The sequence below is a fragment of the Agromyces sp. NPDC004153 genome, from assembly GCF_053603635.1.
Genome location: NZ_JBSGFY010000001.1, coordinates 1293526 through 1314430, shown reverse-complemented (window position 1 = coordinate 1314430; position 20905 = coordinate 1293526). Strand labels below are relative to the sequence as shown.

Here is a 20905-nt window from a genome sequence, read left to right as displayed (position 1 = left end):
GTGCGCCGCTCCGCCCGGACCCGTCTGTCGCTCAGAACGGAGCCGGGATCCCGCAGGTCTCGAAGGCGAAGAAGATGTCCGCGCCGTGTGCGGCGAAGATCTCGTCGATGCCCTTGCCGTCGGCGGCCTTCTCGGGGTGCGGGTTGTTTCCAGCGACGACACCGTCCTGGCCGTTCGCTCCCTTCACGTGGATCGTGAAGGACGACGGCGCACCGGTCGACGCGTAGGCGTCGAGGAAGCAGGCCGCGTCCTCCTCGGACATGCCGAACGTGAGCTCCTCGACGTGCACCGTGAACCACGCCTGCGAGTTCGAGGCGCCGGCGTTGCCCTGGTCGGAGCGGTTGGGGTTGAAGCACTCGTGCGCATAGGCGGCGGCACCGGTGGCGAGCACGCCCGCGGCGGCGAGCGCGACGCCCGCGCCGATGTTGGTCAGGGTTCGCTTGAACATCTGGTCTCCTCTGTGTCGGGTTTCACGTCGTGCGAGCCGCGCGCGGCGCGCACATCCCTCCACGGTCGCGTCCCCGTCGACGCGAGACATCCGTGCGACCCCTGACTATCGAAGACTCGGCACGTCCGTGAGTGCCCAATCCGGGGGTCACCACCGGGCGGTCGCTGCGCGACTACTCGCCGTCCCGGCCGCTCGTGAGCACCGCGTACGCGCGGCCCAGGCGCTCCAGCCACCAGTCGGTGTGCGCCTCGTCGGCGGCGTAGCGATCGAGCAGCTCGGGGTCGGGCACGACCCGGCGCACCGCGATCGACCCGTCTTCGGGCAGCAGCGGCGCGCGCGTGACATCCGCCGCCAGCAGCGACGCCGTGCCGAGGCCGCAGTCGTAGTCGAGGTCGGGCACGGATGCCGCGAGGCGCGCGCCCATCGCGAGGCCGATGCTCGTGTCGAGGGCGCTCGAGACCACCACGGGCAGGCCTGCGCGCTCGATGATCCGCAGCGCCCGGTGAATGCCGCCGAGCGGTTGCGCCTTGATGACGAGCAGGTCGGCCGCACCCGCCTCGGCGACCGCGAGCGGGTCGGAGACCCGCCGCACGCTCTCGTCGGCGGCGATCGGGATGCCCATGTACTTCGTGCGGCGGCGGATCTCGGCGAGCTCGTCGATCGACGGGCACGGCTGCTCCACGTACTCGAGGTCGAACGGCGCGAGCGCGTGGATCGCGTGCTCGGCCTCGTCGACGTTCCAGCCGCCGTTCGCGTCGACCCGGATGCGACCCTCGGGTCCGAGCACCTCCCGCACGGCGCGCACGCGCGCGACATCCGTCGACAGGGGCTCGTCACCGCCGGCGACCTTGACCTTCGCGGTGCGGCATCCGGGGAAGCGCTCGAGCACGATGCGCACGCTGTCGGGGTCGACGGCCGGCACGGTCGCGTTGACGGGGATGCGGTCGCGCAGCGCGGGCGGCGGGGCGCTCCAGCCGAAGTCGATCGCCGCGGCGAGCCAGGCGGATGCCTCCTCGTCGTCGTACTCGGCGAACGGCGAGAACTCCGTCCAGCCCTCCGGACCCTCGAGCAGCATGGCGTCACGCACCTCGATGCCGCGGAAGCGCGTCACCATCGGGAGGGCCACGACCCGCGCCGTGGCGAGCAGCTCATCGAGGGACGGGAGGGCGCCGGAGGCGGGCGGTGCGGCGTCGTCGGTCACCCTCCCATCGTGGCACCTGTGAACCGGAGAACGCTCGTCTGTTAGCGTGAGGTTCCTTGGGGGTGCCTATGTCCGACGATCTCGACCAGCTCGGCGTCGAGGAGACCGAGGTGCGCCGCGACTCCGCGGGCCGCAACGTGGTCATCGCCGTCATCGGGCTCGTGCTGCTCATCGCGGCCCTCATCCCGCTGACCTACGGCGCGATCTGGGTCGGCTCGGTCGTCTACGCCGGCGTCGTCGCGTTCTTCACGGGCGGCCCGCCGCCGCCCGTGACGCCGCTCCCGGTCACCTGAGCCGCCTCCAAAGTGGGCGCGGCGGAGCGCTCGCGTGCTGACGCATGCTCGCCTATTCGCCGCAGTTCTCAACTTCTGAGGTTTCCTTGACTGCGGCATCGATTGCGAGGAGCATGTCGAATGCCGGGACAGGACCCGAGGCAAGCATCAAAATGGGGGGTGTTTGTCGTGCCGGTGACCAGCAATCGCCTGAGGGGGGCGGAGCAATGTCTGAACCGGATCAGCTCGACCGAGAGCGGCTTGTCGAAATCACGAGCAGCTTGATCGATACCCTCACGTCACCAGAGTTCATCGAACGGTTGCGGAAGGTGACCGAGGACGAAACACGCTCCTACGATGCCGTCGCGGATACCTTGTCGATTGAGAGTCTCCGCGCTGCAGGCGCCGATCTTCCCGAAGGCTTCAGGCTCTCAAGCCGGACCTTCGAAGATCACGTCCACGGAACCCGGTTCGAGCTTGGTGAAACCGGCCTTCCTGGGGCGGAGGCGCAGATCGCGGGGTCGATCTGCGGTGGCGCCGGTAGGTTTGATCTCTGCGCGTGCGGGGGGGTCCACTGGTGACGCATACAGACAAGGTGGAGCGCGTCGAAGATAATTACGACGGGCTCGAATTTGATCGAACCGAACTGCGTAGCGTGATGAGATCGACTTATGACGAGCTGATCGACTTCGTGACAACCCGAGAGTTCCGGACGGTAGTGCAGGAGATGTACAGCCTTAACGCGACCGAGCGGCCAGCGTTCGTATTGAATATCCTGCTGGATCCGAAAGAACTCGCCGCTCGAGGCATTCACCCGCCGAATGGGGTTCTGATCCAGCGATCAGCATTCGGCGACCGTCGTCCAACGCTGTTCGTCGTAAAAAAATACCTTCCAGACAAGTACAAATCGACCGTCTGGCAGAACGTGAATATCACTTTCGATAGCGAATACCCAACCGAGGGTATATCGCGGGACGCAAAGACCGCATGGCGAGCCCCGCTGAACCCGGCAGTCCAAGCCGCAGCGATGAAAGATGGTGTGCCTCTCGAGAAGGTATGAGTCGACGCAACCTCCCGCCGCGACTCTGCCATTGGTCTAAAGTCGCGGCGGCGATGGGGCGGCCGCAGCCTTCCAAGCACCGCGTCCCATGGGCCGTCTCCAGCGAGCCGACGTGCCAGCTCCACACGCTCAGCCACGGCCCGAGCATCGCACCATCGCCCAGCTGCGCCGGCGTTTCTGTCAAACACCCAGAAGGGGTGACACTGCCCGCGCCCGGCGTGAACGGCGGGAATAGGCTGGATGCATGGCGCGCGAGGTCTCCGAACTGTTCGATGCGAGCGAGTGGACGGATGCCGCACCCGGCGTCCCCGGCGGGCGACCCGAGGGCTTCAGCGACATCTCCTATCACCACTCGAACGACGGGCGCATCGCCCGCGTCGCGTTCGACCGGCCCGAGGTGCGCAACGCGTTCCGGCCGCACACCGTCGACGAGCTGTTCCGCGCGCTCGAGGACGCCCGCACGAACCCGCGCATCGGCGTGGTGCTGCTCACCGGCAACGGCCCGAGCCCGAAGGACGGCGGCTGGGCGTTCTGCTCGGGCGGCGACCAGCGCATCCGCGGCCGCGACGGCTACAAGTACGACGACGTCGGCGACGCGCACACGTCCCGCGACCCCTCCCTCTCGGCGCTCGGCCGCCTCCACATCCTCGAGGTGCAGCGCCTCATCCGCTTCATGCCGAAGGTCGTCATCGCGGTGGTGCCGGGCTGGGCTGCCGGCGGCGGGCACTCGCTGCACGTCGTGTGCGACCTCACGATCGCGAGCCTCGAGCACGGCCGGTTCAAGCAGACGGATGCCGACGTCGGCTCGTTCGACGCCGGCTACGGCTCGGCGTACTTCGCCCGCCAGATCGGGCAGAAGTTCGCCCGCGAGGTGTTCTTCCTCGCCGAGGAGTACTCGGCGCAGCGCGCCTACGAGATGGGCGCCGTGAACCGGGTCGTGCCGCACGCCGACCTCGAGCGCGAGGCGTTGGCGATGGCGCGCACGATCCTCACGAAGTCGCCGACGGCGATCCGCATGCTGAAGTACGCGTTCAACGCGGTCGACGACGGCATGGTCGGGCAGCAGGTGTTCGCGGGCGAGGCGACGCGACTCGCCTACGGCACCGACGAGGCGGTCGAGGGCCGCGACGCCTTCCTGCAGAAGCGCGACCCCGACTGGGGCCCCTACCCCTGGCACTACTGAGGCCGCGATGAAGCCGCTGATCCGGGTTCCGGCGTCCGACGTGGGCGCGGTCACCGACGCGCTCCGCGCCGCGCTCGCCGGCGGGCCGGCGGTGTGGCCGGTCGCTTCCCCTCGACCACCGAGCGCTGACGAACCCACCTGGCTCGTCGACGACGGCATCGCGCTCGTGGTCGAGACGAGCGGGTCGACGGATGCCCCGAAGCGCGTGCTGCTGTCGGCCGACGCCCTGCGCGCGAGCGCTGCAGCGACGGAGGCCGCGCTGCACGGTCCGGGGCAGTGGCTGCTCGCGCTGCCCACGCACTACATCGCGGGTGCGCAGGTGCTCGTCCGGTCGATCGTGGCGGGGACCGAACCGGTGCTGCTCGACGGCGAGCACTTCGACCCGGCCGAGTTCGCCGCGGCATCCGCTCGGCTCGACAAGCGGTACCCGCGCTACACGTCGCTCGTGCCGGTGCAGCTGCAGCGGCTCGTCGACGCCGCCCGAACCGACCCGAAGGTCGCCGACGCGCTGCACGTGTTCGACCGCATCCTCCTCGGAGGACAGGCCGCGTCGCCCGCCCTCACCCTCGCCGCCGACACGCTCGGCGTGCGCATCACGCGCACCTACGGCTCGAGTGAGACGGCCGGCGGATGCGTCTACGACGGCCGCGCGCTCGACAACGTGGCGGTGCGCATCACCGAGAGCGCCGTGGAGCTGTCGGGTCCGATGCTCGCCGACGGGTACCTCGGCGACCCCGAGCGCACCGCGGCCGCCTTCACGACCGACGCCGGCGGCGCCCGGTGGTACCGCACGGGCGACCTGGGGGAGCTCACGCACGACGGCACGCTCCGCATCCGCGGCCGCGCCGACGACGTGCTCATCTCGGGCGGCGTCAAGGTCTCGCTCGGCGAGGTCGAGCGGGCAGTGCGCGGGGTGCCGGGGTTCGCCGACGCCGTGGCGGTGCGCGTGCCCGATCGCGAGTGGGGCGAGCGCACGGCGGTGGTGGCGACGCGCACGGATGCCGCCGCGGCATCCGGTGCCCTCGAAGCCCTGGCGGCGGCGACCGACGCCGCCGGCCTCCCCCCGGCCGCTCGGCCCGTGCGCCTGGAACTCGTCCACGCACTGCCGTTGCTCGCGTCGGGCAAGCCCGACCGCCGCGCCCTCGAGGCGAGGATGCGCGGCGGCCGGGGCGAGTAGGTCACGCGACGGGCGTCGGCTCCACGGCCTCGGCGTCGACGTCGGCCTCAGCGAGGCGGCGGGCCTCCTCGAGGTGCGCCTGCACCCGACGGCGGCTCGGCAGCAGCAGGCTGGCGAGGGCCGCGATCGCGAAGCCGGCGACCGACACCCACACCGAGGCCTGCAGGGCGGTGAGGACGTGCTCGCGGCTCCAGTCGTCGCCGACCACGGTGAAGAACACGGTGCTCGACACCGCGACGCCCGCGGCCGCGCCCAGCTGCTGGAACGTGCTGTAGGCACCGGATGCCGCGCCGGCATCGGCGACCGGCACCGTCGCGAGCGCGACGTCGACGAGCGGGATGATGAGCAGCGCGAGCCCGAGGCCCGACAGGAGCATCGGCCAGACGGCGGCCCAGCCGGTGAAGTCGGCGCCGGTCTCGGCGACCACCGCGAACACCCAGAGCACGCCGGCGGCGAGGATCACGGCGCCCGCGGTCACCAGGTACTTGCCCACGCGCCCGACGAGGGGGATCACCACGCCGGTGCCGACGAGCGCGCCGAGGCTGAACGCCAGCAGGTTGAGGCCCGCGGTGAGCGCATCGAAGCCGAGCCCGACCTGCAGGTAGATGATGAACGGCAGCGTGAAGGCGTTGAGCGAACCCTGGAAGGCGGCCTGCGTCACGATGCCCGCCGAGAAGCCGCGGTCCGCGAACAGCGGCATCGGGAGCAGCGCGGAGCCGTCGCGGCGCATGCGGCGGTGCTCGTATCCGACGAACACGGCGAGCAGCACGGCCCCCACGGCGACCGGCAGCCAGAGCCAGGCCGGCCAGCCGAGCGACTGCCCCTCCACGAGCGGCACCATGAAGGCGAGCACGACGGCGCTCAGCAGCGCGACGCCCACGAGGTCGAGGCGCATCGGCCGCGGCGAGCGCGTCTCGGGCACGAACCGGGCGGCGAGCACGAAGATCACGATGCCCACGGGGATGTTGATGAGGAACACCGTGCGCCAGCCGAGGCCCCACAGGTCGGCGTCGACGAGCCATCCGCCGAGCACCGGGCCGAGCACCGCGGCGAGGCCGCTGACGCCGCCGATGAGGCCGTACATCGGCGCGCGCTCCTTCGGCGAGAACAGCGCCTGCACGGACGCCAGAAGTTGCGGCACCATGAGCGCGGCGAAGAGGCCCTGCGCGATGCGGGTCACGACGAGCGCGTCGCCCGACCATGCGAACGCGGCGGCCGCCGAGGCGAGCGTGAACCCGGCGACGCCGACCAGGAAGACGCGGCGCCGGCCGAACAGGTCGCCCAGGCGGCCGCCCGTGATGAGTGCGACCGCGAAGGCGAGCATGTAGCCGCTCACGATCCATTCGAGTTGCGCCTCGGATGCCCCGAGGTCGGCGCCGATCGACGGCAACGCCACCTGCACGATCGTGACGTCGAGCAGGTCCATGAACGAGGCGAAGAGGAGGATGCCGATGGCGAGCCCTCGGCGTGGGGTGGTGGCCATGCTCGTCGTCCTTTCGTATGCTGAAGTTGCTTCCAGTGCGGGATAGTCCCGTTATGGGATAATCCCATAACGGGAACGATAAGGAGTCGGAGCGCAGATGTCAAGCAAGGCCGAGGTCACCGGGCGTATCGCGGGACTCATGCAGCTCGTCATCGCCTCGTCGGTGATGACGAACGAGCGCATCGCGCGCTCGATGGGGGTCAACGTGGTCGACCTCCAGGCGCTCGGGTTCATCGCCCGCAACGGCGCGCCGATGACGGCGGGGGAGATCAGCCAGCAGACCGAGTTGCCCACGAGCACGACCACGCGCGTGCTCGACCGGCTCGAGAAGCAGGGCTACATCGAGCGCTCCACCGATCCGGCTGACCGCCGGCGCGTGGTGGTGCAGGTGCGGCCCGACGTGCTCGCGGGAGCCGGTCGCGGCGGGGACGACGATCCGTACGCGGGCATCCTCGAGGGCATGCGGCGCGTGCACGAGCAGTTCACCGCCGACGAGCTCGAAGTGGTCGCCCGGTACCTCGACGCGGTGAAGGACGTGCGCTGACCCCGGTCGTCGAGTAGCGCCGACGAAGTCGACGCGTATCGAGACGCAACGATGTCGATCCGATGAAGCTCGCCACGTCTCGATACGCGTCCGCCTGCGGCGGGCGCTACTCGACGACCGACGAAGGCATAGGGTCGCGAACTAGCATGGCCGTGTGGCACGCCCGAAACCCCAGCGAGTGAATCCCGACGATGTCCGCGCCCGCACCCACGGCAAGTCGGGCAATCCGGCGCGCGCGGCCTCCGGCCCGCGCGCCGTGCGCGGCCCAGCGACCGCCGCCGACTGGGTGGCCGGAGCGCGCCTGCGCACGCTGCCGCTCGCGATCGCGCCGGTCGCGCTCGGCACGGGAGCGGGCGTCGTGGCCATCGCCGACGGCCCGTGGCATCCGGCCCGTGCACTGCTCGCGCTCGTGGTCGCGCTGGCGCTGCAGATCGCCGTGAACTTCGCGAACGACTACTCCGACGGCATCCGGGGAACCGACGATCATCGCGTGGGGCCCGCCCGCCTCACCGGTTCGGGGGCGGCGAAGCCGAGGCAGGTGCTCGCGGTGTCGCTGAGCTTCTTCGCGCTCGCGGCGCTGGCCGGCCTCGCGCTCGTGATCGTGACCCAGCAGTGGTGGCTGCTCGCGGTGGGCGCCGTCGCCATCGTCGCGGCGTGGTTCTACACGGGCGGGAAGCATCCCTACGGCTACTACGGCCTCGGCGAGCTGTTCGTGTTCGTGTTCTTCGGGCTCATCGCCACCGCCGGATCGGCCTACGTGCAGGCGCTCACCGTGAACCTCGAGGCGTGGCTCGGCGGCGTCGGCGCCGGCCTGCTCGCGTGCGCCGTGCTCATGGCGAACAACCTCCGCGACGTCGCGCAGGACAAGGCCGCGCGCAAGCGCACCCTCGCGGTGCTCGTCGGGCCGCTCGCCGGCCGGATCCTGTTCGCCGTGTTCATGCTCGTGCCGTTCGCGTTCGTGGTGTTCTTCGCGCTGCTGTACCCGACGGCGTGGCTGGTCATGTTCGCGCTGCTGCTCGCGATCCCGGCGAGCATCATCGTGCTCTGGGCGAAGACGACCCGGGAGCTGCTGCTCGCGCTGCAGCTCGCGAGCTTCACGGCGCTGGCCTACGGCGTGGGGCTGGGGCTGGCGTTCGCGCTCTGAGCGCCCCTCAACCAGCGGAGGGCGCCTGGCGCTCCTCATCGCGGGGGGTCGACTCGGCGGCGTCGACCGCGGCGTCCTCCTCCTCGTCGTCCTCGCGCACCGCGGGCTTCTCGCGATGGCGGGCGGCGTAGAGGTCGCCCGCGATCTCCTCGCGCTGCCGGCGCAGGAAGATGAGCGATGCGCTGAGTCCGAAGAGGGCGGCGACGGCCGCAGACACCCACGGATTCACGCCGGCGATGAGCAGCACGGCGAGCGGGACCGCGAAGAGCAGGACGCGCAGCGCGGTGTACCAGATCCAGGTGGGCACGGATTTCACCATGACAGTGTAGGTCGACGCTCCCTGAGCGCTCTCACAGCCCGAGGGGGCGCCGACGCGCCTAGACTGTGAGAATGGCCCGGCTGCTCTTCGGACTCGGCGTCGCTGCCGTGATCTTCACGATCTACGCCGTCGCCGACTGCGCGTTCTTCGACCGGACGCGCATCCGGGGTCTGCGCCGCGGCTGGTGGATCGTCGTGATCCTCTTCGTGCCGATCATCGGCGCCCTGCTCTGGTTCATCATCGGTCGCGGGCGGGCCAATCGGGTCGGTTCCGCACGAGGTCGCACGATGGCGCCCGACGACGACACCGAGTTCCTGCGTCAGCTCCGCGACGACGCCGCGCAGGACGAGCGCATCCGCCGCCTCGAGCAGGAGCTCGCCGACCTCGACGCCGACGACCCGATGAACCCGCCGAATCCCGGCCGCACGCAGGGCCGCGCCACGGGCGAGAGCTCGGCCGACGGATTCGAGCCGGGCGGCGACACGCTCGGCACCGAGCGCAAGCGCCCCGACGCCCCCGACGCACCCGGCGAGGCGGGTCCCTCCGGGCGTCCGAATGGGTGATGCGGAGCCCCGACGGGTCGTGACCCGGCGGAGTCCCGCGAGCGATGCCGCGACGGCGCTCCTCTGCGCGCTCGTGCGCGAGGGCGTGCGCGACGTGGTCGTCGCACCCGGCTCCCGGTCGCAGGCGCTCGCGCTCGCCGCGGCTGAACTCGAGCGCGTCGGCGCCATCCGACTGCACGTGCGCATCGACGAGCGCGGCGCGGGCTTCCTGGCGCTCGGCACGGCCGTCGAGTCGGGCCGGCCGGCGGTGGTCGTGACGACGTCGGGCACCGCGGTCGCGAACCTGCACCCCGCCGTGCTCGAGGCGCACCACGCCGGCGTGCCGCTCATCGTGTGCTCGGCCGACCGACCGGTGGAGCTCCGCGGCATCCGCTCGAACCAGACCACCGTGCAGCCGGGCATCTTCGCCGGCGCCGTGCGGCTCGAGCGCGACGTCGCAGCACCCGACGGGGCCGCAGGCGAGGCGGATGCCGCGACGCGCCTCGCCCGCGAGGCCGTCGACGCGGCGCTCGGACGTGACGCATCGGGCGATCCCGTGCCGCACCCCGGCCCGGGTCCGGTGCACCTGAACCTCCAGTACCGTGAGCCCCTGTCGGCGGTGGTCGCCCTCGACGAGCCGCCCCGGCCGAACGCGCGGGGCGAGCGGGCGGTACTCGATGCCGACGGCGCGGGCGCGGCGGCATCCGTCGATGCGGCGGTCATCGAAGCGGGGCCGCGCACCGTCGTCGTCGCCGGGGCGACTGCCGGACCGGGCGCCGAGGAGTTCGCGCGCGCCGGCGGCTGGCCGCTGATCGCCGAGGTTACGAGCGGCGCGCACTTCGGTCCCAACCTCGTGGTCGCCTACCGTGAGCTGCTGCACGAACCCGGGTTCGGCGACGACGTCGAGCGCGTGGTCGTGTTCGGGCATCCGACGCTCTCGCGCGAGGTGCCCGCGCTCGTGCAGCGCGACGGCGTCGAGACGATCGTCGTCGCGCCGTGGGGGAGCGAGTGGTACAACCCCGGGCGAACGGTCCGTCGGTTCGAGCGTGCGGTGCGCGCGGCCGACCATGCGCCGACGCCCGAGGAACGCGCATGGACCGGCCGATGGGTGCGGGCGAGCCGCATGCTCGTCGACGAGGGGCTTCCGCCCGTGGCATCCGTGCGCGACGGCATCGACGAGACCGGGCACGTGTCGGACTTCGCGGCGCAGCGCGAGTACATGCGCGCGCAACTCGCGGTCGTGCGCGCGCCCGTCACGCGACGGATGCTCGTCGACGCGCTGTGGGCCGCGACCTGGCCGCACGACCGGCTCGTGTACGGCGCATCCCGGCTCATCCGCGACGCCGATCGTGCCGTGCCCGGCCGGCGCATCACGGTGCACGCGAATCGCGGACTCGCCGGCATCGACGGCACGGTCGCGACGGCGCTCGGCATCGCGATCGCGAGCCAGTCGCCCGCTCCCGGCTCCTCGGCCGGCGGGGGCGGCGTCACCCGCGCGCTCATCGGCGACCTCACGCTGCTGCACGACGTCGGTTCACTGCTGCTCGGCCAGGGCGAGCAGCGCCCGCGCATCCAGGTGATCGTGGGCAACGACGGCGGCGGCACGATCTTCGACGCGCTCGAGGTCGCCGGCTCGGCGCCGCCCGAGGCGTTCGATCGCGTGCAGTTCACGCCGCAGCAGGTCGACTTCGCGGCGCTCGCCGCGGCGTACGCCTGGGGCTACGTCCGCGTCACGACGCGCGGCGAGCTCGACGAGGCGCTCACGGGCCGCATCGACGGGCCGCAGCTCGTCGAGGTGCCGCTCGAGCGCTGACGCGCCGCGCCACCCCTTGCCGCGGCATCCGCTCGATCGACAGGATGGGACCTGCGCGTCGCCGCGTCGCGCGAGGGGAGCGTGACATGAGCCGCGAGTCGTACTGGACCGAGGATCCCAAGCTGCTCCTGCGCGTGGAGCCGGGGTTCCAGCTGATCACCTCCCCGACGGACACGCATCCGGGGTTCGACGGCAACAAGGCGGGCGGCGTCGCCGCCCTCGCCGAGGGTGCGCTCGTGCTCGCCGACCTGCAGGAGCGCCTCTACGCGAACCACCAGGCCGGCGACGACGGGCGCCGAGTGCTGCTCGTACTGCAGGCGATGGACACCGCCGGCAAGGGCGGGATCATCAAGCACGTGATGGGATCGGTCGACCCCCAGGGCGTGCAGCTCGCGGCGTTCAAGAAGCCGACCGAGGAGGAGCTCGCGCACGACTTCCTCTGGCGCATCCGCAAGGAGGCGCCCCAGGCGGGCAAGATCGGCGTCTTCGACCGCTCGCACTACGAGGACGTGCTCATCGGCCGGGTGCGCGAGCTCGCGCCGCCCGAGGAGATCGAGCGGCGCTACGGCGCGATCAACGAGTTCGAGGCCGAGCTCGTCGACGAGGGCACGACGATCGTCAAGGTCATGCTGCACATCTCGGCCGCCGAGCAGAAGGTGCGCCTGCTCGATCGGCTCGACCGCCCCGAGAAGCAGTGGAAGTTCAACCCGGGCGACATCGAGGAACGCATGCTCTGGCCGAAGTACCAGGACGCCTACCAGGTGCTGTTCGACCGCACGTCGACGCCGATCGCGCCGTGGTACGTCGTGCCGGCCGACCGCAAGTGGTATGCGCGCCTCGCCGTGCAGCACCTGCTCATCGACGCGCTCGAGGCCATGGACCTGCAGTGGCCGGCCGTCGAGTACGACGTCGAGGCGGAGAAGGCGCGGCTGCTCGCGGCGACGTGACCGCCGGTGGCGGTCACGGCCGTCAGCCGCCGAAGGCCTCCACGATCGGGCGGAACTTCATGACCGTCTCGGCGAGCTCGTCGGCCGGCACCGAGTCGTGCACGATGCCGCAGCCGGCGTAGGCGGCCACCGTGCCGTCGGGCGCGACCTGCGCGCAGCGCAGCGCGATCGCCCACTCGCCGTCGCCGTCGCCGTCGATCCAGCCGACCGGTCCGGCGTAGCGGCCGCGGTCGAACCCCTCGAGCTCGGCGAGCACCTTCAGCGCAACGCGTCGCGGCGTGCCGGCGACCGCGGCGGTCGGGTGCACCGCCTGCACGAGGTCGAGCGAGCTCGATCCGTCGCCGAGCGTGCCCTTGAGGTCGGTCGCGAGGTGCCAGAGGTTCGGCAGCTGCAGCGTGAACGGCTCGGGGCTCGCGTCGAGGCGGGCGGTGTGCGGCTCGAGCCGCTTCACGGCGCTCGCGACGGCGAGGGCGTGCTCGGCCAGGTCCTTCGGCGACGCGGCGAGCGCCGCTGCGCGTTCGCGATCGGATGCCTCGCCCGCACCGCGTGCGGTCGTGCCGGCCAGCACGCGCGCCGAGACGGTGCCGTGGTCGACCCGCACGAGCGTCTCGGGGCTCGCGCCGATGAGGCCGTCGACCGCGTACACCCACGTGTCGGGATAGTCCTCGGCCAGGCGGTGGATGGTCGCGCGCAGGCCGTCCTCCTCGTGCAGCTCGCCGAGGAGCTGCCGGGCGAGCACCACCTTCTCGAGGTCGCCCGCGTCGATGCGGCGCACGGCCTCGGCCACGGCTGCCTGGTACTGCTCGGGCGGCACCGCGCCCGGGGAGAACGTCACCCGGGGCACGCGACGCCTCGGCGCCGGCTCGGGGATCTCGAGCATCTCGGATGCCGCGGCATCCGCTGCCTCGTCGTCGCCCGTCGCGAGCGCGATGCGGGTGACCCACGCGCGCCCCTCGCGGATGCCGAGCACGAGCTCGGGCACGACGAGCACGCTCGTCGACTCGGACTGGTCGGCGAACGCGAACGCGCCGAACGCGACGAGTCCCGTGCCGGGCAGGCCGACGCGGTCGTCGATGTCGGCGTCGTCGGCGAGCGACGTCCACGCGGCGGCGGCGTCGACCACCCGGTCGTGGCCGCTCGTCTCGATGCGCAACGTCTCGCCGAGGCCGACGATGCCCTCGCCGCGTCGCATCCAGAGCAGCGGATGCCGCGGGTCGGCGCGTTGGATCAGGGGAGCGAGCTCGTCGACGGGCTCGGTGCGCACGACGAGCCGTGGCCGTGCGGCGTGCGACGCCGAGCCATCCGGGTGAATCACCGCACCAGCCTACGTCGGTGCTACGCGGCGACGACCTCCACGCCGTGCCAGAAGGCGACGTGTCCGGTGATCTCGGAAGCGGCCTCGGAGGGCGTCGGGTAGAACCAGGCCGCGTTCGGGTTGCGCCGGCCGTCGACCTCGACGTGGTAGTAACTGGCGGTGCCCTTCCAGTGGCAGACGCTCCGGTTGCCGCTCGACGAGAAGTGCTGGTCGACGAGCGACTCGCGCGGGAAGTAGTGGTTGCCCTCGACCACGATCGTGTCGTCGGACTCCGCGATCACCGCGCCGTTCCAGATGGCCTTCATGGATTCCTCCCCGCGGGCGTCGACCCGCATTGCTTCCGCGTGATGGAACGCCGCGGCATCCGATTGCATTCCGATGCATGCAGCGCGCTCAGGACCTTCGCAGGGTGGCCGACGGCGCCGGGACGGCGGGCATGCGCGCCGTAGACTCGAGGGATGACACGCGCGGACCTCGGCAAGGATCCCGACCAGGTCTCGGCCATGTTCGACCGGGTCGCTGCCCGCTACGACCGCACCAACAACGTGCTGTCGGTGGGCAACGCGCCGCTGTGGCGCGTCGCCACGACGAAGGCCGTCGCGCCGAAGTACGGGGAGCGAATCCTCGACGTCGCGGCGGGCACCGGCACCTCGAGCGCCAGCCTCGCGAAGTCCGGAGCGTCCGTCGTGGCGGCCGACTTCTCGCCGGGCATGATCGAGGTCGGGCGCCGCAGGCAGGCGGGCATGCCGAACATCGTCTTCGTCGAGGCGGATGCCACGAAGCTGCCGTTCGGCGACGAGGAGTTCGACGCCGTCACGATCTCGTTCGGCCTGCGCAACGTGAACGAGCCGAAGCTCGCGCTCGCGGAGTTCTTCCGCGTCGCCAAGCCCGGTGGACGCCTCGTGATCTGCGAGTTCTCGCACCCACCCACGGGCGTCGTGCGGGCGGGGTACCACGCGTACCAGCGGTACGTGATGCCGCCGCTCGTGAAGCTCTCGAGCTCGAACGACACGGCCTACGAGTACCTCAACGAGTCGATCAACGCCTGGCCAAACCAGCGCACGCTCGCCGGCTGGATCCGCGACGCCGGCTGGGTCGACGTCGAGTGGCGCAACCTCTCGATGGGCATCGTCGCGCTGCACCGCGCGCGCAAGCCGGTGGTCGAGTAGCGCCCGGGGCAGCCGGACGCGTATCGAGACCCGTGTCCGGCCTCGATACGCGTGCTTCGCTCGCTCCTCGACCACCGGTACCCCTCGCCCGCACGGCGAGTGACGAGGCATCCGCTCGCCGTCATCGACACGGCTCACAGGAACCGCACCGGTAGGCTGGGAGACGTGAAACCGAGCACTCCGGTCGCGCGACGCGGCTCCGCGCTCGCCGCGAATCTCGGCTTGAGCGAGCGGGTCTTCGCGTCCTCCGCCGACAAGGCCATGGCCAGGGCGATCGACGCGGGCATCGAGCGCGTCGAGGCCGGCCTGGTGCGCGAGGTGAGCTTCGCCGACTCGATCGCGGATGTCTCGACGCGCTACCTGCTCGAAGCGGGCGGCAAGCGCGTGCGGCCGATGCTCACGCTGCTCACCGCGCAGCTCGGCGCCGGCACCACCGACGACGTGGTCACCGCGGCCGAGGCCATCGAGATCACCCACCTCGGCTCGCTGTACCACGACGACGTCATGGACGACTCGGAGCGCCGCCGCGGCGTGCCGAGCGCCCAGACGGTGTGGGGCAACTCGGTCGCGATCCTCACGGGCGACCTGCTCTTCGCCCGCGCCAGCCAGCTCATGGCGAGCCTCGGCGAGCGGGCGATCCGCATGCAGGCCGACACGTTCGAGCGGCTGGTGCTCGGCCAGCTGCACGAGACCGTCGGGCCCACCGACGGCGAGGACCCGATCGCGCACTACATCCAGGTGCTCGCCGACAAGACCGGCTCGCTCATCGCCGCGGCCGCGCAGTCGGGCGTCGTCTTCTCGGGCGCCGACCCCGCCTTCGAGAAGCCGATCGTCGAGTTCGGCGAGAAGATCGGCGTGGCGTTCCAGCTCATCGACGACGTCATCGACCTCTCGCCGCAGCCCGAGGAGACCGGCAAGGTGCCCGGCACCGACCTGCGTGCCGGGGTCGTCACGCTTCCGCTGCTGCGGCTCGCCGAGCTCGCACGTACGGATGCGGCATCCGCCGACCTGCTGCGGCGCATCAAGCGCGACGTGGTGGTCGAGACCGAGCCGGTCACCGCGTTCGACCCACACGACACGAACACGCAGGCCGCGCGCGTCGTGCCGTCGCGCCGCACCGTCGACGCGATCGTGGCCGAGCTGCGCGAGCACGAGGCGACGCGCGCTACGCTCGCTGAGGCCCACCGGTGGGCGCGCGAGGCCGTGGATGCGCTCGCGCCGCTGCCCGAGGGCAGCGTGAAGAAAGCGCTCACGCGATTCGCCGAGACGATCGTGGAGCGACAGAGCTGATCACAGCCAGACCTGATGGAGAGACCACGCACGTGACGAGGAACAAGCTGCGACTCGCGATCGTCGGAGCCGGCCCCGCCGGCATCTACGCCGCCGACATCCTGCTGAAGGCCGAGCGGAACTTCGACGTCTCGATCGACCTCTTCGACCACCTCCCGGCGCCCTACGGCCTCGTGCGCTACGGCGTCGCGCCCGACCATCCCCGCATCAAGGGCATCATCACCGCCCTGCGCGAGGTGCTCGACCGCGGCGACATCCGCATCTTCGGCAACGTGCGCTTCGGCACCGATATCACGCTCGACGACCTGAAGAAGCACTACAACGCCGTGATCTTCGCGACGGGTGCCGTGCGCGACGCGTCGCTCAACATCCCGGGCATCGAGCTCGACGGCTCCTACGGCGCCGCGGAGTTCGTGAGCTGGTTTGACGGGCACCCCGACTACCCGCGCACCTGGCCGCTCGAGGCGCGCGAAGTGGCCGTGATCGGCAACGGCAACGTGGCCCTCGACATCTCGCGCATCCTCGCGAAGCACGTCGAAGACCTGATGCCGACCGAGATCCCCGCGAACGTCGCCGCCGGCCTCGCCGAGTCGCCGGTGACCGACGTGCACGTGTTCGGCCGTCGCGGCCCGACCTCGGTGAAGTTCACGCCGCTCGAGCTGCGCGAGCTCGGCGAGCTGCGCGACGTCGACATGATCGTCTACGACGAGGACTTCGAGTACGACGACGCCGCGCGCGCCGCGGTCTCGGGCAACAAGCAGGTCTTTGTCATCGACAAGGTGCTGCAGCAGTGGCGGCAGCGCGAGGTCGGGCAGGCGTCGCGTCGCCTGCACCTGCACTTCTACGCGAAGCCGCTCGAGATCCTCTCCGACGGCAACGGTCGCGTGGGCGCCATCCGCTGGGAGCGCACCGAACCCGATGGCGCCGGAGGCGTGCGCGGCACGGGCGAGATCCGCGAACTGCCCGTGCAGGCCGTCTACCGCGCGGTCGGCTACTTCGGGACGCCGCTGCCGGGCATCCCATTCGACAAGAAGTTCGGCGTGATCCCGAACCACGAGGGCCAGGTGCTCATCCGCGACAAGGAGTCGGGCGACCCGCGCCAGATGTACGGCGTCTACGCGACCGGCTGGATCAAGCGCGGACCGGTCGGCCTCATCGGGCACACGAAGTCGGACGCGATGGAGACGATCCGCCACCTGATCAACGACCTCGGCAACTGGTGGCGGCCCGAGTCGCCGTCGGAGGAGTCGGTGATCGAGATGCTCGAGTCGCGCGGCATCGAGTGGACCGACCTCGACGGCTGGCACCGCCTCGACGAGCACGAGCTCGCGCTCGGCGCGGCCGAGGGTCGGGTGCGCGTGAAGGTCGTGCCGCGCGACGAGATGGTCGAGATCTCGCGCGACGAGGTGGCATAGCGGCGCTGCGTCGCAGCGGCGCGCTGGTGATCGGTGCGGCGTGCGCGGCTGCTGGTGCCTGCGATGTCGGATGCCGCAGCGTGCCGGCCGCGACGGCGGCGTTCACACGCGCGGCGCGCCTGCGGCGTTCACACCAGCGGCGTGCCGGCGCGCGTCACCTCAGGCGGCCAACAGGTCGAGACGTGCGGCGCGGCGACCCGGTCGTGGGCGCTGTTCGGGATCGAGATGCGGCGGCGGCACGAACCAGACGGCGCCGTCGCGTATGAAGATCTGCCATCCGTCGTGATGGACCATCCAATGATGGAACGCGCAGAGCAGGACCCCGTTCGACAGGTCGGTCGGGCCGCTGTGTGCGAGCCACCACCGGATGTGGTGCGCCTGCGTGTGCGCGGTCGGGCGAGCGCAATCGGGATGGGCGCATCCGCCGTCGCGTTCGGCCAGTGCGATGCGTTGGGCCTTGGTGAAGAGCCGCTGACGGCGCCCGAGGTGCAGCACCTCGCCGTCGCCCGTGGTGACCATCGGGACGAGCCCCGCACCGGCGGCGATGCCGAGGGCGGTGGTCGTGGAGATCGGCTGGTCGATGTCGTCGATGGTCGCGAAGCCGACCCCGCTCATGAGGTCGTCGTTGTCGATGCGAACGACGACCGTCGCGGCCGCGAGCGCCGGCGGCGCCTCTTCGACCGTGGTGGCGAGTCGGGCGATGTCAGCGAGGGCGTCGGCGGTCATCTGCTCGATGGTGCGCGTGTCGGCGAGGGCCCGGTCGGCCGCGTCGGGCACGGGCGTCACGGGCGCGGTGGCGTGCGATGCATGGGCCGAGTGCGAGGCGGGGGCATCCGATGCATGGGCCGCGCGCAAGGTGGCCGCATCCGGTGCGTGTGCCGCGTGCGAGGCGGCGGCATCTGATGCACTGGCCGCGCGCGGGGCCGCGGCATCCGATGCACTGGCCGCGAGCGAGGCCGGGGCATCCGATGCGCTGATCGCCTCCAAAGCGGCCGCCGCAGTGCGGGCCGCGAGTCGGCTCTTCGCGTCGCGTGCAGCGTGGAGGTCTGCGGACACGAGCGTCTCGACCGCGAGCTTGATCGGCGCGGCCGTGGCGGGGTCGAAGCATCCGCGCAGGTGGATGAGCCCGTGCTGGTCCTCCCAGATGCGCAGCGACCGTCGCGCGTGCAGCTCCTCTTCGCGTGCTGCGACGCCAGGCTTGTCGAGCTGCGCGCGAAGGAGCTTGAAGTAGCGAGTGAGGCCGTCGACGCCGACGGCCCCGGCCCGTTCGAGCAGCTTCAGCTCGGTGGGCTCGAGGTGGTCGGCGTCGATCGTGAGCCGCAGCGAGTCGAGGAACGTGGTGATGCGGTGCGCGACCTCGACCGAGATGGTTCCGGCGGAGATCGCCGCGGCGACGTGCGCATAGCGCGGCCCTCGAGCGGCCTGCGCGCCGATCGACTCGCGGGTCGAGGTGGCCGCGGCGACCGCGATGAGCTTGGTGCTCTCGGACGTGCTCGCGCCGGTGGTGGCGGCGATGAACCGCTCGGGTGACGCGAAGCCGTGTCGACCCGCGAGCCCGTCGTGCCGGGAATCGCCCACCGAACGCCTGGCGATCGCCGAGGAGCACTGCAGCTTCAGCGCCTCGATCGATCGCTCGAGCCGGGCGATCGCCCTGAGCGCCTCGACGAGTTGATCGTCATTCAGGGCATCGGCGCCTCGGGATGGATTCGCCGCGGCATCCGCTTCGGTTGTGGCATCGGTCTCAGCGGCGGCATCCGGTTCAGCCGCGGCATCCGCCGCCGGAAACCAGGCTGCGACGAGCTCTCGAAACCCCTCACCGACGCGCCCCAGCGCCCCGCCGCCGCTGATCGCGAAGAGCAGGGCGTGCGGCTGCGTGGCCACCCGGTCGCCCTGCGTCGTCATGCTTCGATGTTCGCATGACCCTCCGACATTTATTCGAATGTACTGATGGAGAAGGCGCGCGAACATCGAATGTACATGCGAATAGCGCGCGGCCGCAGTGACGGCGGCAGGCTCACCGGAAACGCCCCTACGACTGATGCCCGACCGGCGGCTCCCCGACGAACTGGTGCGCCTCCCGCGCCAGCTCCGACCAGAGCTGCAGGTCGGCGACGCGCACCCAGTTGCGGCTGTCGCCGCCCTTCGTCGAGTGGAACGCCACGGCGATCCCGCGCTCCCGCAGGTCGGATGACCGAGCCTCGGGCAGCTCGACCACCAGGTCGTCGCCATCGAGGAACGCGAACAGCCGCCCCTTCACGAGCAGCCCGTCGGGCGTCAGGTCGACGTCATAGTCCTCGTCCATCAGGAGCTCGCGCGTGACCGCGTCGTATGCCTGTTCGACCTCTGCGCTCATCTCGTCTCCTCCGTGTGGTCCCTCCACTGTGTCAGCCACGGCGAACGCTGTCGATGGATCGAACCGCTACGCTGCACATCATGCCGCTCGAGACCGTGACCACCGCCGTGGTCGCGGCCATCGTCGGGGCCGCGCTCGGGTGGTGGCCGCTCGCTGCCTGGACGCAGCGTTCGACGAAGGGCGAGCGGATGCCGCTGCGCACCGTCCGCGTCGCCGGCGCTGTGATCACCGCCGTCACGTTCGGCGCGCTCGCCCTGCGGTTCGGTCTCGCGTGGATCCTGCCCGCGCTCTTCGTGTTCGCCGCGGCATCCACCGTGCTCGCGCTCGTCGACCTTGCGGAGAAGCGCCTCCCGAACGCCGTGATCTTCCCGGCGCTCGCCGGTGTCGGGGTGCTGCTGGTGCCGCCGACGTGGGTGTCGGGGGAGTGGATCGCGCTGCTCTGGGCGGCGATCGGGTCGGCGGCGATGTTCGCCGTGTACTTCGTGCTCGCCCTCATCTCGCCGTCGTCGATGGGCATGGGGGACGTGAAGCTCGCGCTCGTGATCGGCCTGCTGCTCGGATGGTTCGGACTGAACACATGGCTCATCGGGCTGCTGGCGGCATTCGTGGTGGGCGGGTTGGTCGCGATCGTGGCCCTGCTTCTCCGGCGCGTGACGCTGCGCGGATCGATCCCGTTCGGACCTTCGATGCTGGTGGGCGCACTGCTCGCCGTCCTCATCGTCGGAGCGTGAAACGGACGAAAACCTCCGGGGTCAACCCCTGTGGGGTACATCGACGTACCCCCAGACCGGGGGACCACGATTCGGTGAATCCGCGGTTTTCCGTGCTTTCCCACAGGTCCGTGTGCTGCAAATCCTTCCGCACCCCCAAACGGGGGCATAGCTACGTATGCATACGCACAGTTACCTTCGCTTAGCCGCTGGTGCCCGCCGGTGGCAATTCTCTCTCCTCGAACCCGAAGGACACAGCAATGCTCAAGGCATACTCGCGCGTTCGCGCGCTCGTCAACTCCGTCCGCAGTGAAGAAGAGGGCGCGACCGCGACCGAGTACGCGCTTATCATCGGCGCAGCCTCGATCGTCATTGTCGGCGCCCTGACTCTCATCGCACCCGCGCTCGTGGACTGGGTGAACGACACGATCGTTCCGATTCTGGACGGCACGGAGACCATCCCGGCGCCCGCTGGTTCCGCCGGCTGATTGCTCTTCAACCGGCCGGCCGTGTCCTGATA

At 71.0% G+C, this 20905-nt stretch carries 23 protein-coding genes; 15 read left to right on the top strand and 8 right to left on the bottom strand.

Translation table 11 applies throughout. The features are described from left to right. Positions 1-31 precede the first annotated feature (31 nt). Together ACWEOH_RS06130 and ACWEOH_RS06125 are read right to left on the bottom strand one after the other, a co-directional pair. Complete coding sequence (locus ACWEOH_RS06130; protein ID WP_452029179.1) at positions 32-448, bottom strand: hypothetical protein; 417 nt, start codon at positions 446-448, stop codon at positions 32-34. A gap of 172 nt (positions 449-620) precedes the next feature. Further along, entirely contained in the window at positions 621-1649 is a 1029-nt protein-coding gene (locus tag ACWEOH_RS06125) for an o-succinylbenzoate synthase (protein WP_452029177.1), read from the bottom strand. Between the two features lie 68 nt (positions 1650-1717). Between ACWEOH_RS06125 and ACWEOH_RS06120 the strand changes: the two genes are divergently transcribed. The 5 genes from ACWEOH_RS06120 to ACWEOH_RS06100 all read left to right on the top strand — a co-directional run bounded on the left by ACWEOH_RS06120 (position 1718) and on the right by ACWEOH_RS06100 (position 5341). Then, on the top strand, positions 1718-1942 hold the full coding sequence (locus tag ACWEOH_RS06120) for a hypothetical protein (RefSeq protein WP_452029176.1): 225 nt from the start codon (positions 1718-1720) through the stop codon (positions 1940-1942). 206 nt (positions 1943-2148) lie between these two features. Then, on the top strand, positions 2149-2502 hold the full coding sequence (locus tag ACWEOH_RS06115) for a hypothetical protein (protein ID WP_452029174.1): 354 nt from the start codon (positions 2149-2151) through the stop codon (positions 2500-2502). Further along, positions 2499-2981: a hypothetical protein gene (locus tag ACWEOH_RS06110; protein WP_452029172.1), complete on the top strand. Its 483-nt coding sequence runs from the start codon at positions 2499-2501 to the stop codon at positions 2979-2981. The genes ACWEOH_RS06115 and ACWEOH_RS06110 overlap by 4 nt, the downstream gene beginning before the upstream one ends. 244 nt (positions 2982-3225) lie before the next feature. Next, a complete protein-coding gene (locus ACWEOH_RS06105) occupies positions 3226-4164 on the top strand; it encodes a 1,4-dihydroxy-2-naphthoyl-CoA synthase (RefSeq protein WP_452029170.1) in 939 nt (312 codons plus the stop codon). Positions 4165-4171: 7 nt separating this feature from the next. Next, positions 4172-5341, top strand: coding sequence for an AMP-binding protein (locus ACWEOH_RS06100; RefSeq protein WP_452029168.1), 1170 nt, complete (start codon positions 4172-4174; stop codon positions 5339-5341). A gap of 1 nt (position 5342) precedes the next feature. Here ACWEOH_RS06100 and ACWEOH_RS06095 read toward each other — a convergent pair whose 3' ends face one another. Next, positions 5343-6824, bottom strand: a complete 1482-nt coding sequence (locus tag ACWEOH_RS06095; RefSeq protein WP_452029166.1) for an MFS transporter — start codon at positions 6822-6824, stop codon at positions 5343-5345. A 97-nt stretch (positions 6825-6921) separates the two neighbouring features. Here ACWEOH_RS06095 and ACWEOH_RS06090 point away from each other — a divergent pair, with 97 nt between their 5' ends. Both ACWEOH_RS06090 and ACWEOH_RS06085 read left to right on the top strand, forming a co-directional pair. Further along, a complete protein-coding gene (locus ACWEOH_RS06090; protein WP_452029164.1) occupies positions 6922-7368 on the top strand; it encodes a MarR family winged helix-turn-helix transcriptional regulator in 447 nt (148 codons plus the stop codon). A gap of 154 nt (positions 7369-7522) precedes the next feature. Next, complete coding sequence (locus ACWEOH_RS06085; RefSeq protein WP_452029162.1) at positions 7523-8512, top strand: 1,4-dihydroxy-2-naphthoate polyprenyltransferase; 990 nt, start codon at positions 7523-7525, stop codon at positions 8510-8512. Between the two features lie 7 nt (positions 8513-8519). On the opposite strand, the gene ACWEOH_RS06080 is transcribed toward ACWEOH_RS06085, so the two are convergent. Then, the gene (locus ACWEOH_RS06080; RefSeq protein WP_452029160.1) at positions 8520-8828 is read right to left on the bottom strand and encodes a DUF4229 domain-containing protein; all 309 of its coding nucleotides are present in this window, start codon (positions 8826-8828) and stop codon (positions 8520-8522) included. Positions 8829-8902: 74 nt separating this feature from the next. On the opposite strand from ACWEOH_RS06080, the gene ACWEOH_RS06075 reads away from it, so the two are divergent. From ACWEOH_RS06075 to ACWEOH_RS06065, 3 genes are all read left to right on the top strand, one after another. Then, a complete protein-coding gene (locus ACWEOH_RS06075) occupies positions 8903-9394 on the top strand; it encodes a PLD nuclease N-terminal domain-containing protein (RefSeq protein ID WP_452029158.1) in 492 nt (163 codons plus the stop codon). After that, complete coding sequence (gene menD / locus ACWEOH_RS06070; protein WP_452029156.1) at positions 9387-11186, top strand: 2-succinyl-5-enolpyruvyl-6-hydroxy-3-cyclohexene-1-carboxylic-acid synthase; 1800 nt, start codon at positions 9387-9389, stop codon at positions 11184-11186. Before ACWEOH_RS06075 ends, menD begins: the two co-directional genes overlap by 8 nt. 86 nt (positions 11187-11272) lie before the next feature. Next, complete coding sequence (locus ACWEOH_RS06065; protein ID WP_452029154.1) at positions 11273-12133, top strand: polyphosphate kinase 2 family protein; 861 nt, start codon at positions 11273-11275, stop codon at positions 12131-12133. Positions 12134-12155: 22 nt separating this feature from the next. Here ACWEOH_RS06065 and ACWEOH_RS06060 read toward each other — a convergent pair whose 3' ends face one another. Both ACWEOH_RS06060 and ACWEOH_RS06055 read right to left on the bottom strand, forming a co-directional pair. Next, positions 12156-13448, bottom strand: a complete 1293-nt coding sequence (locus tag ACWEOH_RS06060) for an isochorismate synthase (RefSeq protein ID WP_452029152.1) — start codon at positions 13446-13448, stop codon at positions 12156-12158. 20 nt (positions 13449-13468) lie between these two features. Next, positions 13469-13753 carry a DUF427 domain-containing protein gene (locus ACWEOH_RS06055; RefSeq protein WP_452029150.1) on the bottom strand — a complete coding sequence of 95 codons (285 nt, stop codon included), beginning with the start codon at positions 13751-13753 and terminating at the stop codon, positions 13469-13471. A 153-nt stretch (positions 13754-13906) separates the two neighbouring features. Between ACWEOH_RS06055 and ACWEOH_RS06050 the strand changes: the two genes are divergently transcribed. The 3 genes from ACWEOH_RS06050 (at position 13907) to ACWEOH_RS06040 (ending at position 17322) form a co-directional block, all read left to right on the top strand. Next, the gene (locus tag ACWEOH_RS06050; RefSeq protein ID WP_452029149.1) at positions 13907-14617 is read left to right on the top strand and encodes a class I SAM-dependent methyltransferase; all 711 of its coding nucleotides are present in this window, start codon (positions 13907-13909) and stop codon (positions 14615-14617) included. 165 nt (positions 14618-14782) lie between these two features. Beyond that, complete coding sequence (locus ACWEOH_RS06045) at positions 14783-15907, top strand: polyprenyl synthetase family protein (protein ID WP_452029147.1); 1125 nt, start codon at positions 14783-14785, stop codon at positions 15905-15907. A 32-nt stretch (positions 15908-15939) separates the two neighbouring features. Beyond that, entirely contained in the window at positions 15940-17322 is a 1383-nt protein-coding gene (locus ACWEOH_RS06040; protein ID WP_452029145.1) for an FAD-dependent oxidoreductase, read from the top strand. Positions 17323-17481: 159 nt separating this feature from the next. Here ACWEOH_RS06040 and ACWEOH_RS06035 read toward each other — a convergent pair whose 3' ends face one another. Both ACWEOH_RS06035 and ACWEOH_RS06030 read right to left on the bottom strand, forming a co-directional pair. Then, a complete protein-coding gene (locus ACWEOH_RS06035; protein ID WP_452029143.1) occupies positions 17482-19224 on the bottom strand; it encodes a DUF222 domain-containing protein in 1743 nt (580 codons plus the stop codon). 127 nt (positions 19225-19351) lie between these two features. Beyond that, a complete protein-coding gene (locus tag ACWEOH_RS06030) occupies positions 19352-19675 on the bottom strand; it encodes a hypothetical protein (RefSeq protein WP_148732669.1) in 324 nt (107 codons plus the stop codon). 80 nt (positions 19676-19755) lie between these two features. Between ACWEOH_RS06030 and ACWEOH_RS06025 the strand changes: the two genes are divergently transcribed. Beyond that, the gene (locus ACWEOH_RS06025; protein ID WP_452029140.1) at positions 19756-20406 is read left to right on the top strand and encodes a prepilin peptidase; all 651 of its coding nucleotides are present in this window, start codon (positions 19756-19758) and stop codon (positions 20404-20406) included. A gap of 239 nt (positions 20407-20645) precedes the next feature. Next, positions 20646-20873, top strand: coding sequence for a Flp family type IVb pilin (locus ACWEOH_RS06020; protein ID WP_452029138.1), 228 nt, complete (start codon positions 20646-20648; stop codon positions 20871-20873). The last annotated feature ends 32 nt before the right edge of the window (positions 20874-20905 follow it).

Bases quoted from the DNA above. Each gene is read 5' to 3' on its own strand.
- ACWEOH_RS06130 (WP_452029179.1), bottom strand. From the start codon at position 448: ATGTTCAAGCGAACCCTGACCAACATCGGCGCGGGCGTCGCGCTCGCC.
- ACWEOH_RS06120 (WP_452029176.1), top strand. From the start codon at position 1,718: ATGTCCGACGATCTCGACCAGCTCGGCGTCGAGGAGACCGAGGTGCGC.
- ACWEOH_RS06115 (WP_452029174.1), top strand. From the start codon at position 2,149: ATGTCTGAACCGGATCAGCTCGACCGAGAGCGGCTTGTCGAAATCACG.
- ACWEOH_RS06105 (WP_452029170.1), top strand. From the start codon at position 3,226: ATGGCGCGCGAGGTCTCCGAACTGTTCGATGCGAGCGAGTGGACGGAT.
- ACWEOH_RS06100 (WP_452029168.1), top strand. From the start codon at position 4,172: ATGAAGCCGCTGATCCGGGTTCCGGCGTCCGACGTGGGCGCGGTCACC.
- ACWEOH_RS06095 (WP_452029166.1), bottom strand. From the start codon at position 6,824: ATGGCCACCACCCCACGCCGAGGGCTCGCCATCGGCATCCTCCTCTTC.
- ACWEOH_RS06090 (WP_452029164.1), top strand. From the start codon at position 6,922: ATGTCAAGCAAGGCCGAGGTCACCGGGCGTATCGCGGGACTCATGCAG.
- ACWEOH_RS06075 (WP_452029158.1), top strand. From the start codon at position 8,903: ATGGCCCGGCTGCTCTTCGGACTCGGCGTCGCTGCCGTGATCTTCACG.
- menD (WP_452029156.1), top strand. From the start codon at position 9,387: ATGGGTGATGCGGAGCCCCGACGGGTCGTGACCCGGCGGAGTCCCGCG.
- ACWEOH_RS06065 (WP_452029154.1), top strand. From the start codon at position 11,273: ATGAGCCGCGAGTCGTACTGGACCGAGGATCCCAAGCTGCTCCTGCGC.
- ACWEOH_RS06055 (WP_452029150.1), bottom strand. From the start codon at position 13,753: ATGAAGGCCATCTGGAACGGCGCGGTGATCGCGGAGTCCGACGACACG.
- ACWEOH_RS06050 (WP_452029149.1), top strand. From the start codon at position 13,907: ATGACACGCGCGGACCTCGGCAAGGATCCCGACCAGGTCTCGGCCATG.
- ACWEOH_RS06035 (WP_452029143.1), bottom strand. From the start codon at position 19,224: ATGACGACGCAGGGCGACCGGGTGGCCACGCAGCCGCACGCCCTGCTC.
- ACWEOH_RS06030 (WP_148732669.1), bottom strand. From the start codon at position 19,675: ATGAGCGCAGAGGTCGAACAGGCATACGACGCGGTCACGCGCGAGCTC.
- ACWEOH_RS06025 (WP_452029140.1), top strand. From the start codon at position 19,756: ATGCCGCTCGAGACCGTGACCACCGCCGTGGTCGCGGCCATCGTCGGG.
- ACWEOH_RS06020 (WP_452029138.1), top strand. From the start codon at position 20,646: ATGCTCAAGGCATACTCGCGCGTTCGCGCGCTCGTCAACTCCGTCCGC.